The 13296-nt window shown below is 49.9% G+C and carries 11 protein-coding genes; 6 read left to right on the top strand and 5 right to left on the bottom strand.

The window, feature by feature from the left end:
- Positions 1-137 precede the first annotated feature (137 nt).
- From Q8K39_RS12085 to Q8K39_RS12075, 3 genes are all read right to left on the bottom strand, one after another.
- Positions 138-1115 carry a peptidylprolyl isomerase gene (locus Q8K39_RS12085; protein ID WP_305260479.1) on the bottom strand — a complete coding sequence of 326 codons (978 nt, stop codon included), beginning with the start codon at positions 1113-1115 and terminating at the stop codon, positions 138-140.
- A gap of 185 nt (positions 1116-1300) precedes the next feature.
- Positions 1301-1801, bottom strand: coding sequence for an SRPBCC domain-containing protein (locus Q8K39_RS12080; RefSeq protein WP_305260477.1), 501 nt, complete (start codon positions 1799-1801; stop codon positions 1301-1303).
- Positions 1794-2123 (bottom strand): helix-turn-helix transcriptional regulator, encoded by a 330-nt coding sequence (locus Q8K39_RS12075; RefSeq protein ID WP_305260475.1) that lies wholly within the window; start codon positions 2121-2123, stop codon positions 1794-1796. Before Q8K39_RS12075 ends, Q8K39_RS12080 begins: the two co-directional genes overlap by 8 nt.
- Positions 2124-2391: 268 nt before the next feature.
- Between Q8K39_RS12075 and Q8K39_RS12070 the strand changes: the two genes are divergently transcribed.
- From Q8K39_RS12070 to Q8K39_RS12045, 6 genes are all read left to right on the top strand, one after another.
- Positions 2392-4053, top strand: coding sequence for a M20/M25/M40 family metallo-hydrolase (locus tag Q8K39_RS12070; protein ID WP_305260473.1), 1662 nt, complete (start codon positions 2392-2394; stop codon positions 4051-4053).
- Between the two features lie 114 nt (positions 4054-4167).
- On the top strand, positions 4168-4722 hold the full coding sequence (locus Q8K39_RS12065) for a hypothetical protein (protein WP_305260472.1): 555 nt from the start codon (positions 4168-4170) through the stop codon (positions 4720-4722).
- A 24-nt stretch (positions 4723-4746) separates the two neighbouring features.
- Entirely contained in the window at positions 4747-5487 is a 741-nt protein-coding gene (locus Q8K39_RS12060; RefSeq protein WP_305260469.1) for a hypothetical protein, read from the top strand.
- 328 nt (positions 5488-5815) lie between these two features.
- A complete protein-coding gene (locus Q8K39_RS12055; RefSeq protein ID WP_305260467.1) occupies positions 5816-10576 on the top strand; it encodes an NAD-glutamate dehydrogenase in 4761 nt (1586 codons plus the stop codon).
- 112 nt (positions 10577-10688) lie between these two features.
- A complete protein-coding gene (locus tag Q8K39_RS12050) occupies positions 10689-11282 on the top strand; it encodes a hypothetical protein (RefSeq protein WP_305260465.1) in 594 nt (197 codons plus the stop codon).
- A 77-nt stretch (positions 11283-11359) separates the two neighbouring features.
- Positions 11360-11812 carry an SMI1/KNR4 family protein gene (locus Q8K39_RS12045; RefSeq protein WP_305260463.1) on the top strand — a complete coding sequence of 151 codons (453 nt, stop codon included), beginning with the start codon at positions 11360-11362 and terminating at the stop codon, positions 11810-11812.
- An 86-nt stretch (positions 11813-11898) separates the two neighbouring features.
- On the opposite strand, the gene Q8K39_RS12040 is transcribed toward Q8K39_RS12045, so the two are convergent.
- Both Q8K39_RS12040 and Q8K39_RS12035 read right to left on the bottom strand, forming a co-directional pair.
- A complete protein-coding gene (locus Q8K39_RS12040; RefSeq protein WP_305260461.1) occupies positions 11899-12453 on the bottom strand; it encodes a hypothetical protein in 555 nt (184 codons plus the stop codon).
- 274 nt (positions 12454-12727) lie between these two features.
- Positions 12728-13252, bottom strand: a complete 525-nt coding sequence (locus Q8K39_RS12035) for a hypothetical protein (RefSeq protein ID WP_305260459.1) — start codon at positions 13250-13252, stop codon at positions 12728-12730.
- Positions 13253-13296: the final 44 nt, after the last annotated feature.

The following is a 13296-nucleotide window of genomic DNA, read 5'->3' as shown; positions in this document are numbered from 1 at the left end:
TTGATAATAATAGTGTCTCAAGAATTGCAATTATTGGCAATAATTTAATTATTTTGTGGTGCCAAATAGACGTTGCGGGTAAAGAAAAAGGCCATCAAGCCTGGCTTGATGGCCTTGTTACTCTGCAGGACCAGGACTTATTTTTTGGCTGCGTCAGCAGAAGCTGAAGCGGATGCAGATGCAGATGCTGCTGGTACAACAGTTGGTGTCACAGTCAGCGGTGCTGTTGCTGCCGGAGCAGAAGCTGCGGCTGGTGCTTCCTTGATTTCTATCTTGGCTTTTGCCTTCATGTCATCCAGCATTTTCTTCAGATTTTTTTGTTGCAATTGCTGAGTCAGGCCTGCTTTGACTTCTTCCAGTGGCGGGACGGCGACAGGACGGGAATCGTCAAGAACGATGACGTGGTAACCGTACTGTGATTTGACTGGCTCTTCTGTGAATTTGCCTTTTTCCAGTTTGGCAACTGCTGCGCCAAATTCTGGCACCATGCCGCGTGGATTGAACCAGCCGAGGTCGCCGCCGCTGACTTTGGAACCTGGGTCCAGGGATTTGGATTTTGCCAGACCTTCAAAAGCTTTGATGTCTTTTTTGATCTTGACGATGATGTCTTTGGCTTCGTCTTCTGTTTTTACCAGGATATGGCGTGCCTTGTATTCATTACCGCCATTCTTGGTTTTGAAGTCTTCGTATTCTGCTTTCAGGCCTTCATCAGTGACAGCTGCTGTCTTGATGTAATCCTTGACAAAGGCATTGGCCAGGATGGATTGACGTGTCATTTCCAGTTGGTCAGCAACGTCAGGGGTTTTTTCCAAACCTTTTTTGACGGCTTCTTTGGCAACCAGGAGTTGCATGGCCAGGTTGTCGATGATCATTTTGCGTGTTTCAGGCGTATCAGGCATGCCTTGGCCGGCTTGCTGTTGCATGATCTGGTCGAGTTGCTTCTTGCTGATCGCTGTGCCATCAACAGTGGCAGCAACTTCGTTGCTGCTGGCAGATGCCGAGGCTGAGGCTGAAGCAGAAGCTGATGCAGCTTTATCTGCATTTTTATCATTACAGGCGCTGAGTACCAACAAGGCAAGCGCGCTACCCAGGACTACACGGGATTTAATTGACATACACATTCCTTCAATATTGAGCTGACTTTGCAGCAGATATCATGCCTGTCGGCATACGACGATTTAAAAAATGACGCTGAATTCTACTCGCGATTTTACTTGTCATGCTAGTTATTCACTTTTACTTACTAAAATTCAGTAAAAATGTCTGCGTGTTCCCCTGTGAGACTGAAGCCCCGAAAATATTAGAGTCTGGCGAGGTAAGCCTGCAACTGATTCAGGGTGGCACCAAAACCCTGATCCATGCTGCCAAAGGTCGCGTGGAATATGCGTCTTTCTTCATCAGTGGCATTGTCGAGCAGGCTCCAGCGTATCGTCAGCAGGGTGCCGTCAGCATGTTCATCAAAACTGACCGTCGATAAAATCTCCAGCGGCCAGGTCGGACTCATGGGGTGATGGGACAGATTGCCTTCTTCGTCAGAAAAACTATGGTGATAAACCAGTTTTTCAGGACGAATTATTTCCTTGTAAACAAATTTAGCCCACATCATGCTGTCATCCGGGCCGCGCATGCCAAAGTGATAGCTGCCACCGACGCGCAAATCCATGCTGGACTGGACTACGCTAAAGCCTGTCGGCCCCCACCATTTCGCCAGGTGATCTGCTTCACTAAAGGCAGTAAATGTCAGTTCACGCGGCGCTTTCAGGACGCGGGTAATGACAAAATCTGGTTTGTTTTCATTCATGTTTGTTCTCCGGTGACGGTAATTGCTGCAGGTCTTGCAGATAAATTTCAAGCCTGTCGAGGCTCTGCTCCCAGTGCTGGCGGTATTGATCAACCCAGCCTGATGCTTCTTTGAGTGGTGCAGCCTGTAACTGGCAAGGGCGCCACTGGGCACTGCGGCTGCGCGTGATAAGGCCAGCGCGCTCCAGCACTTTCAAATGCTTGGTAATGGCGGACATGCTCATCTCAAATGGTTGCGCCAGTTCACTGACTGAAGATTCGCCCGTGGACAGTCGGGCCAGGATGGCGCGGCGGGTGGGGTCGGCCAGTGCCGAAAATGTCATGCTGAGGGCATCTTGCTGCATAGGATGGCGGTATTTCTTTATTTAACTAATTGGTAAAGTATGATAATTTTATTGCCTTGTCAAACTGGATGTCAGCAAATTTTTTTCAGGTATTCCTGTTAAATATAAGAAATATTTCCTAAATGCACGGAAATCAAGGAACAATTCCCGGTTTGCCTGCTCAAACCCCAGACAGCAAGTCCGGTATAAGAATGATAATTAAGACCCCTGCCGGCATTTCAGAAAAATATTCCAACAGGAGACATTAATGCGCATGCTTCAGGTTTTATGTAGTACCGCCCTCATCGCCAGCAGTTTTTCCGGTCAGTTTGCATTTGCTGCGACCGTCAATGAAGAAAAAATTGATCTCGACCTGATCACCAAATTGCGTGATGAGGCCATGAACCGCTCCAAGGCGCAAGAAATAATGGGCGTACTGACCGATGAAATCGGCCCCCGGCTGACAGGTTCGCCCGCCTTGCGCAAGGCGGGAGACTGGACCCGCAGTAAAATGAGTGAATGGGGCCTGCAAAACATCCACAGCGAGAGTTTTGCTCCGTTTGGCCGTGGCTGGACACTGGAAAAAACCACACTGCGCATGGTCGTCCCTTCACAAGTCGATCTGTATGCCATCCCCAAAGCCTGGACGCCTGGGACAGATGGATTGCAACGCGGTAAGCTGGTCATCGCAAAAATAGCGGCTGAGGAAGATCTCGCCAAATGGAAGGGCAAACTGGCTGGTGCCATCGTGATGCTGGATGATCCCCTGCCCATCAAACCACGTGTGAAGGCAGATGCCCACCGCTATTCCCATGATGAGCTGGGTGAGCTCAGCAAGATTGATTTTGACCCTGCTCCTTCACGCCGTGGCGATATGCAGACCTATGTCAAGCGATTCATGTTTGCTAAAAAACTGCGCGCATTCCTGATGGAAGAAAAAGTCCTGGCGACACTGAATGTGACTCGTGGCGAAGACGGCACCATCTTTGTACAGGACGGTGGCTCGTACAAGAAAGGGGAGTTGACCGGACCACCTAACCTGGTTGTTGCCACGGAAACTTATAACCGTCTGTATCGCCTGGTGGAAAAGAAGAAAACCGTGGAACTGGAGATCGACGTCAAGGCAACTTTCAACGATGAAGACCCGGAAGCCGCCATCAATGTACTGGCAGAAATTACGGGCACAGATAAAAAAGATGAAATCGTCATGCTGGGTGCGCATCTGGATTCCTGGCATGGCGGTACGGGTGCTACAGATAACGCTGCCGGTGTCGCCATGGCCATGGAAGCCATGCGTCTGTTAAAAGCCAGCGGCTTCAAGCCGCGCCGCACCATACGCATCGCCCTGTGGGGCGGTGAAGAGCAGGGTTTGCTGGGTTCACGTGCCTATGTCAATAAATGGGTCGCTTCACGACCAGAACCCACTGATCCCAAGGAACTGGAATTGCCCAGCTTTGCCCGCAAACCTACCGGGCCTCTGAGCATCAAACCCATGCACGGCAAGATTTCTGCCTACTTCAACCTGGACAATGGCGGCGGAAAAATTCGTGGTATTTACGCAGAAAATAATGCCGCCCTGAAACCGATCTTCGATGCCTGGCTGGCTCCTTTCCATGATGTGGGGGCAACTACAACAACCTTGCGTAGCACTGGCAGCACCGACCATGTCAGTTTCGACCGCGTCGGCGTGCCCGGTTTTCAATTCATCCAGGATGATATGGATTACTTCAGCCGCACCCATCATTCCAGCGTAGATGTGTATGACAAGGTACAAAAGAGTGACCTGACCCAGGCTTCCATGGTATTGGCCAGCTTCGTCGCGCATGCGGCGAACCGCAATGACATGTTGCCGCGCAAGCCCATGCCTAAGGACCCACCGCAGGACGAGAAAAAAGACGAAGCCAAGGCAGCCGAAGAAACTGCAAAGTAAATCCGGTTTTCTGAGATAGCTATCCGGTAATCCGTCTGCATTGTCAAAGGAAAGGACCGTTTGTGCATACATAGGAATACAATGCACGAAGGTCCTTTTTGACAGAGATAACAAATGAGCGAAGTGAGCATGACGGGCATGGAAAGCGTGCCAGATAGTTTGGCGGAGATGTTGCCTGTTGGTATGATTGCTGGTGGTGGCATGGCAGCCGCAGCCATGGCCATCGTGGCAAATCGCAAATTTCTGTCAGGTCAACCAGTTGAGCAGCAAAACAGTGATTGGCAAGCCTTTCATTACGAGCGTATTTCAGTGACAGAATTTGAAATCACCGGGGGCATTGCCGATGCCAGTTCCAGTGGGCGAAAATTTCATGGCAACCATGATACGGTCGTCATCAGTGAGGCTGAAATCCTGGCTGAAATGCACCTGCTACTGCCACAAACCATACCCGACCCCGTAAGGCCAGCGAGTCAGAGCACAGCACAAACCGCAACTGCCAGCAGTGCGACTTCTGCCGATGCCACCGTGCTCAAAGTAATATTCACGCTGCCGGACGATGAGTTGGGGCGGCAAAGAATATTGCGTGCCTTTCAATTACAGGCTGACTTTTTTGGAGCAAAAGTGCAGGCTTGTTCTCTGCATGATGCCAGCTTGTTGAAGCTCGACTAGTCCTAGCCAAATTAATCGTCCCCTATGCTGCGCACCCTGTTGAAGTGGATGGTCTTATCCAGCTTTTGCCTCTTGCTGCTGGCCTTGTGGAAAGGCAAGGTTTTGCCGCCTGTGGCAGAGGTGGATAGTGTGCTGCTCAATGAACCACGGCAAACACAAATCACGCAAACAGCGTTTACAGCCAGCAAAGGTGGTGTTACTTATAAAGTGCAGCCGCTCTACGACTACGACCTTGTTGGCCTGGTTGTCAGCAAGCATGATGCCAAAACCTGGTGGGATCACCTGCACCGTGACTGGAATGACCATCTGAATATCATGGATATCTGCGTGGTCTGGGGTAAAAATATTAGCAATGGGGTGTACAACGATCTCAGTTTTTCCAGTGGTCAGTTTACTTGCAATATCCGCGCCAATTCAGCCGAGGCGTTTGCTGCCTTTGACCAGACGGCCCTCTCGAATAATCATTTGCTGACCGACCAGCCCGCACTGGTAAAACTCATACAAAAAGTCGAGATTGGCGACCAGATACGCCTTCGTGGCCGCCTCTCGGAATATGCACATGACCATGGTTTTCCCTTCAAGCGCGGCACCAGCATAGTCCGCACGGATACAGGCAATGGCGCTTGCGAAACCATCTTTGTCGACAGCTTTGAGATCATCAAAAGCGGCAGCCAACCCTGGCGCAAGCTGATGTGGCTGGCGGCCATCATGCTGATTGCCAGTATAGTGGGATGGTTTATACAGCCTGTGCGGTTTAATGATTGAGCCAAGTTGATGCTGCACTGCACACTGCTTTTCATGTGCAAAAGCTGTCATGTCCTGGACTGGGACATTTGAGAAAAAGCAAAAAAACAGCATTTAAGGTCCTTGATGCAATGTTGCATTTTGCCAGCATTTTTGTGTAAGTAAGCAACACTTGACGTGAACTGGTCTTAAACCGTGCTCATACTCCTGTCTAAGTAGTATTTTTCCGTACGCTCGTAAGGGAAATCCCGTTTGTTTCCATCTGCATAATGGAGGATACTTGCACAATATGGTGCAAAGACAGACTTGCATCTTTATCTCTCGTTATCTTCCAATAGAAGGAGAACGTATGACCTCTTCCCACTTCGCTGAGCTGATCGCTTATGCGCAAGCGCACACTGGCCCGGCGTCTGAACGCCAGGGCTCTTTCATCACTGCCTATTTTGAAAACACTGACCCGGATGAAATCATCAGCCGTGGTCCGGCTACCCTGTTTGCCCAGGCCAATGCCCACTGGCGTTTGCTGGATGCACCGCGTACTGCTCAGACACCAAAAATCAGGGTATTCAACCCCACCCTGGCAGAAGATGGCTTTGTCAGCGACCATACTGTCGTGCAAATCGTCAATGACAATATGCCTTTCCTGGTGGATTCAGTGACCATGGCAATCAATCGCAGTGGCCGTACAGCGCACTGGATAGTGCATCCGCTGATGAGCGTGGCGCGTGATGCGAATGGCAGCGTGTCTGCAGTGAGCACGGTGGCAGCGGCGAAGGCGGCTGGGCGTGATGATCCGGTAGAATCCCTGATTCTGGTGGAGTGCGACCGCATCGTTGATCAGGCTGCACAGCAAGCCCTGGTGGAAGATCTGAAAAGTGTCTTGTCCGATGTCCGTGGTGCCGTGGTTGACTGGCAACCCATGCTGGCCCGTGTGCGCGAAGTGCGCACCGCTTGTGAAAAATATACCCAGGCACCGGAAAAACGCGATGAAGCGATCGCTTTCCTAGCCTGGCTGGAAGACCGCCATTTCACCTTCCTTGGTGTACGGGACTACGATTTGAAGCGCGAGGGTGGCAGTGTCAGCCTGGTGGCAATCGCTGAATCTGGCCTCGGTATCTTACGTGGCTCTGTCAAAACAGCAGAAACCCGTTTGCCGCCAGAAGTCGTGGCCTTGATAGATTCCACAGAAATGGTCATGGTCACCAAGGCCATGACCCGTGCCACCGTGCACAGGCCTGCCTGGCTAGACTATATCGCCGTCAAGCGGTTTGATGATGCTGGCAATGTCATTGGTGAATCACGTTTCCTGGGTCTGTACACCTCCACGGCGTATTCTGAACCAGTAGGCAATATCCCGCTGGTGCGCCAGCGTGTGACGAATGTCATGAATACTTCTGGCGTCGTACCTGAGAGCCATGCTGCCAAATCCTTGCAAGCTATCCTTGATGATTATCCGCGTGACGAGTTGTTCCAGATCGATGCTGCTACCCTGGCTGATCATGCGATAGGCATCTTGCGCCTACAAGAACGCCAGCGCACCCGCTTGTTCTTGCGTCGTGATCCCTTTGGCCGTTTTACTTCGGCCCAAGTATTTGTGCCGCGTGATCGGTACAACACGGAGTTGCGCGTCAAGATAGGCAATGAATTGATGATAGCCTTGAATGGGCTATCCATAGAATTCACGCCCATGCTGACCGACAGCCCATTGGCGCGCATCCATTATCTGGTCAGGGCCAAGGACGTCGCGCCGCAAAACGTCAACCTGGCTATGCTGGAAGCGCGTATCGCCAAACTTGCCCAGCGCTGGGAAGATGATTGCACGGCAGAGTTGTTGCGCTCGCATGGTGAAGGTAATGGCCTCAGCCTGGCAAACCGTTTTGCCCATGCCTTCCCGACAGCTTACCGGGAAGATTTTTCTGCCCTGGTCGGTGCAGAAGATGCAGACATGCTGGCCAGCCTGAATCAGAATGCACCCATGGTGGTCAAGCTGTATCGGCCACTCGATGCCGGGCCTGGCATGTTGCGCTTCAAGATATACAACACAAGCAAGGTGGCGCTGTCTGATTCGCTGCCAGTGCTGGAACATATGGGAGCCAGGGTGCTGGATGAGCATCCCTATCACATAGGTAGCGGCAGCGGGACTTTATGGATACATGATCTGGGCCTGCAATTACCAGTCAATACGGATTTGTCTGCTGTCAAACTTCGTTTTGAAAACCTGTTTTCGCAAGCATGGAGTGGTGAGGTTGAAAGCGATGACCTGAATCGCCTGGTACTCAATACCACGCTGGATGCACGCTCTATCGCTGTCTTGCGCGCCTGTTCACGTTATTTCAAGCAACTGGGTTTTGCCTACAGCCAGAACTATATCGAAGCGGCACTCAACAAGAATGCGCCAATTACACAATTGATTGCCGAATTGTTCGGTGCTCGCTTCAAGCCCGATTATGTCGGTGACCGTGAACAGGCGCAAAAACATATACGCGAGCAATTGGAAACCCAGATGGGCAATGTCGCCAGCCTGGATGAAGACCGTATCTTGCGGCAGTTTATCGCCACTATAGTCGCCACCCTGCGCACCAATCTGTGGCAAACCACAGACAGTGGGGCATTCAAGCCTTACATGAGCTTCAAGCTCAATCCGCGCGAAGTGCCGGGCGTGCCCGAACCCAAGCCGCTGTTTGAAATCTGGGTGTATTCCCCACGTGTTGAAGGTGTGCATCTGCGCGGCGGCAAAGTGGCGCGTGGTGGTTTGCGCTGGTCCGACAGGCGTGAAGACTTCCGTACAGAAATCCTGGGCCTGGTGAAAGCCCAGCAAGTCAAGAACACGGTCATCGTGCCTGTTGGTTCCAAAGGCGGTTTTGTACTCAAGAATGCACCGCCAGCGACTGACCGTGAAGCCTATCAGGCCGAAGGTGTGGCCTGCTACAAAATCTTCCTGTCCGGCTTGTTGGACTTGACCGACAATATCGTCAAGGGCGCGGTAGTACCGCCCAAACTGGTCATCCGCCATGATGTGGATGATCCTTACCTGGTGGTTGCGGCCGATAAGGGTACGGCAACATTTTCGGATATCGCCAATGGTGTATCGGCAGATTATGGCTTCTGGTTGGGTGATGCATTTGCATCTGGCGGCTCAGTCGGCTATGACCATAAGAAAATGGGGATCACTGCACGTGGTGCCTGGGAATCGGTCAAGCGCCATTTCCGCTCAATGGGTGTGAATACGCAAGATACGGCATTCACCGTGGCAGGTATTGGTGATATGTCAGGCGATGTATTTGGCAATGGCATGCTGCTTTCAGAGCACATCAAACTGGTGGCGGCATTTGATCACCGTCATATCTTCATCGATCCTTCACCAGATGTGGCAACTTCATTTGCCGAGCGCCAGCGCCTGTTCAACCTGCCGCGCTCCAGCTGGGATGATTACGACAAGAGCCTGATTTCTGCTGGTGGCGGCGTGTTCCCACGCACCGCAAAATCCATCAGCCTGAGTCCGGAAGCCCGTGCTGTGTTAGGCATAGAAACTGCCGAGCTGGCACCAGTTGAATTGCTGCGTGCCATTTTGCAGGCACCGGTTGATTTGCTGTACAACGGCGGCATAGGCACCTATGTCAAAGCCAAGTATGAAACCCATGCCCAGGTCGGCGACAAGGCCGGCGACGCCTTCCGCGTCAATGGCAATGACTTGCGCTGCAAGGTCCTGGCAGAAGGCGGTAACCTCGGTTGCACACAAAATGGCCGTATAGAATTCGCACAAAAAGGTGGCCGTATCTACACTGATGCGATTGATAATTCTGCCGGTGTTGATTGCTCTGACCACGAAGTCAATATCAAGATTTTGTTGGGTAGCATTGTTGAAGCAGGTGATCTGACACTCAAGCAACGCAATGATTTGCTGGCCTCGATGACGGATGAAGTTGGCCATCTGGTGCTGACCGATAATTATTACCAAAGCCAGGCGCTGGATATCGCTGCCCACAGGCCGTTGTATGTACTTGATGGCCAGCAAAGACTGATGCAATCGCTGGAAAAACAGGGTCGTCTGAACCGCGCCATTGAATACCTGCCCAGCGATGATGAAATCTTCCATCGTAAGGCCTTGAAGCAGGGCCTGACTGCACCAGAAGGTGCGGTCGTGCTGGCCTATGCCAAGATGTCAGTGTTTGATGAACTGGTCGCCAGCAATTTGCCGGATGATCCTTTCTTCAGTCGCGCCTTGAAGGCTTACTTTCCGCAAGTCTTGTCCGAACGTTTTTCCGAAGCGATTGCTCACCACCCGCTGAAGCGCGAAATCATCGCCACCTTCATCACCAATACCGTGGTGAACCGTGCTGGTGCTACCTTCGTCAACTTCATTGCATCAGAAGCAGGGGCGACCGCGGCGGATGTGATCCGTGCCTTCACCCTGGCTCGCGAGATTTTTGACCTGGAAGTGCTTTGGGATCAGATCGATGCGCTTGACTATAAGGTTGATTCAAAATTGCAACTTGATCTGTTGTCCAAGTTGATCGCGATTGCCCAAAGGGCTTCACGCTGGATGCTGCGCATACGTGCGCAAAGCACTGATCTGCCAACCCTGATACAGCGTTATCAACCAGCAGCGCGTGAGTTGCGCTGGCAACTTGATGACTGGCTGCCAGTCAATGCCCACGCCAACTGGCAAAAAGAGGCCGAGGCACTGACGCAAGCCGGTGTAGAAGCCACGCTGGCGCAAAACCTGACGGCGCTGGAATACATCTTCCCGGCGCTTGATCTGGTTGACCTGGCGCAAAGCACCAGCAGTGGGTTGGAGCAAGTAGCACGTGCCTATTTTGGTATTGATGATGAACTCGGCCTCACAGGCTGGCGCAATCAGATCAACCGGCTGCCTACCGATACCCTGTGGCAGACCCAGGCGCGGGGCAGTGCTCGTGACGATGTGTATTCGATTGCCAGCCAGATCACCCGTGGCATATTGTCACGCCAGGAAGAGATTGCCAACTGGCGTGCCCAGCATGCACCTGCCATAGACAGACTGACTGCCTTGCTGACCACCATCAGCGCACAGGGACCGGACCTGGCACCCGTGTCAGTGGCGTTGCGGGAATTGCGTCACCTGGCTTAATTACTAGCATTTAGTTTTTTCGAAGGACAATATAGGGCAATCACTTTGACGTGTTTGCCCTATGTTTTTGAAAATTTTATTCTTGTGTTGCACAAAAATGATCAAGAGAAACTTGCAAAAAATCCTTTGCTGTCTTTTATTGCTGCCCAATACCAAGCTTTTTGCTTCTACTTCAGAATCTGTGCTTTTGAAAGAGCATGTTGTTGTTGAATTTCGCGTAGATGAAGGACAAGATAGAAATTTTTACCCATTGGAAGTGTTGGTGCTTATACGGGAAAAGGGTGACCTCAGCTTGGTAAAACGAAGTTTTGAGCATCCCAAGTTTGAAGTGTTCTCTAGTCGTGAAAACGAACTTTTGAAACAAGCTGTTTGGATTGCAAGTAGCAAACTGATGAGAGCAAAAAAATTTCGAAGAGTATCTAGGTGGAATGGTCAGGATATGTTGGTATATTGCCTGGCAAGCTGCGATTCTGGGACAGATTATGTATTTGCCAAAGATGGAAGCTTCAAGTCTACGTTTGAGTATGGAAATTTCAGCGAAGATTTCAAACCTGTCGTTTCATCCGGACATCTATACCAAGTTGGAAATTTTGTTTGGGCAAGGCCAAATATAAGTAATCCGAAATTTTTTCATAATGCCGTTTTCATATTAGGCCCTGACAACAGTTTGTGTGACTTCGTGTCTTGTTCCGCACCGTTTAAGTGATGGCAGAGATGCGTTGTACATGTGCAATATTTTTCAATTGATTCAATTTCGCGGCAGTCTAAAAAAACAGAATTACGATGAACTACATTAGCGTATTAACAGAAGCTGGCTTAGATTTTGAAACGCAGATCAAAGGTATAGCGGAGCCTGATCTAAATGAAATGTGCCAAGCACAAAATGTCACTCACTTACCAGAGACATATAAGCAATTTATGCTTCAATGCGGAAGAGGTGCTGGACTCTATGCAAGAGATTCTGATTTTACTTTCCCTCGTGTGTGTAATTTAAAAAATGAACTGGAGCGAGAGCTCGCTACTGAGGGTATAGCGCTGCCTGACAATGCATTTGTTTTTGCCGCATATCAAGGGTATCAATATAAGTACTTTATCTGCGATGAAAATGAAGACCCGGCTGTGTTTCTTGTAATGTTTACGGATGAGGAAACCTCACCAACTTTGGTAAATGTTACTCTTTCGCAAGAGTTATTAGAAGGCATTAGTCAGTACAAATCTGCTTTTTACGAGTCTTAAACGGGTTGTGAGCATAGCGAAGACTCATTGAAAATCAATGAATTAAGATGTTTTCTTAAGATGTCTGAGGCCGCCGTGTCGGGAGGTTAGAATGGACGCCACTCGATATCTTGCTTCAATGAAAGACCTGAGAAATTTTCCCTCTCAATACGCTCTGCTAGTACATCGCAAATGCAGAGAACCCACTCAATGGAATCCAATAAAAATATTGACTTATTTTTGGCTGCAAGTCCGTCAATGCGAATGCGATTGATCGAGTCGACTACGCCATCCAGTTCAGTGAATGTTGATCTCTTTCGGTCTAGTGCGTCACAAATCAAGCGTACATTTATGAATCCGTATTCGCCTTGAAGCTTTCCATTGAAAAGCACGTCCACTGGAAGAAATTCAATATCATCTTTTGACGCAAACTCAAAAAGAACATCGGCTAGTGGTTTTCGTACAATTAGCATTGGCCCGCATAGAAAACTATCTGCAGGGGGGTACTCTGACAAGATGTCGATTACGACATTTGGCCATATCTCGGCCAATTGCACCCCTCCAGTCAGATTAATGCCCATGAGTGCCTTCATATCCCGAACTTGCGATTCGGTAAAGTCATGATTGGTATCGACTTTGTTTGTCCAGATTCTAAATGTCATATTCAATTTCTAATTCCCAATAAGCATCGAGGCGGATATTCTTTTTTGGCACATCAAAAAATTCAGTGCTTGGCCACCGCATTCATAAATCCTATCTGAAATAATGGAAGCGAAGTCAGGTCGTTCATTCATACATTGGCGCGCGATTGTCCTTCCGAAGTAGTACTCTTTGTCTATGTCTGGAGAAGTACTTTTTTTGCATTAACTCACATCTTCAACAAGCAAGACTCACGGCAATTAATCCCGTGCAATCGCTCGCCCCTACGCATTGGATTTATTGTCTATTTGCAGGTATGCAGTTTGCATCCAGTACATAATGCCTGGGTCGTCGGTTTTTCATTGTACCTTCCATGCTCTGCACGCTTATCCTATTGCCAGTGATTTTCCATCTGGAGGCAGATACATTCAGTTCATGCAGCTTGCTGCAATCGCCTGTCTTGTAAAACACTAAAAAGTCATTTGAGCCACTGAATTCATGGGTGACCAATACTTGCTCATCCTGGCTCAGATAGGCATCCTTTCTGACCCAGATACCGCTGTTGATTTCGCACTGGCTCTGGTTTGCGCTGTGCAATACCTGCAAGGGTGGTTCAGGGAAAGCATCTACGTCAGGATCATTAGTATCGCTGCGGAAGCGCAACTCCACGGATTTTGCCTTTGCATGGAATGTCTCATACTGCCCAGGCTTGAGCGGGGTAACCGGGATACTCTCCAGCTTGCAACTGGCGGCATGTACCTGTGTCGCCAGGGTACAGCTCAGTGTCATGACCAACGAGGTGGTCTTAATTGTCGTCTTCATTTTAGTTGTGCGGTGCAACCCGACTTTACAGGGAATAGATTTAT

This window comes from Undibacterium sp., from assembly GCF_030683615.1.
GTDB classification, from domain to species: domain Bacteria; phylum Pseudomonadota; class Gammaproteobacteria; order Burkholderiales; family Burkholderiaceae_D; genus Undibacterium; species Undibacterium umbellatum.
The sequence above is the reverse complement of the archived record's forward strand: the minus strand, read 5'-3'. Positions and strand labels throughout refer to the sequence as shown.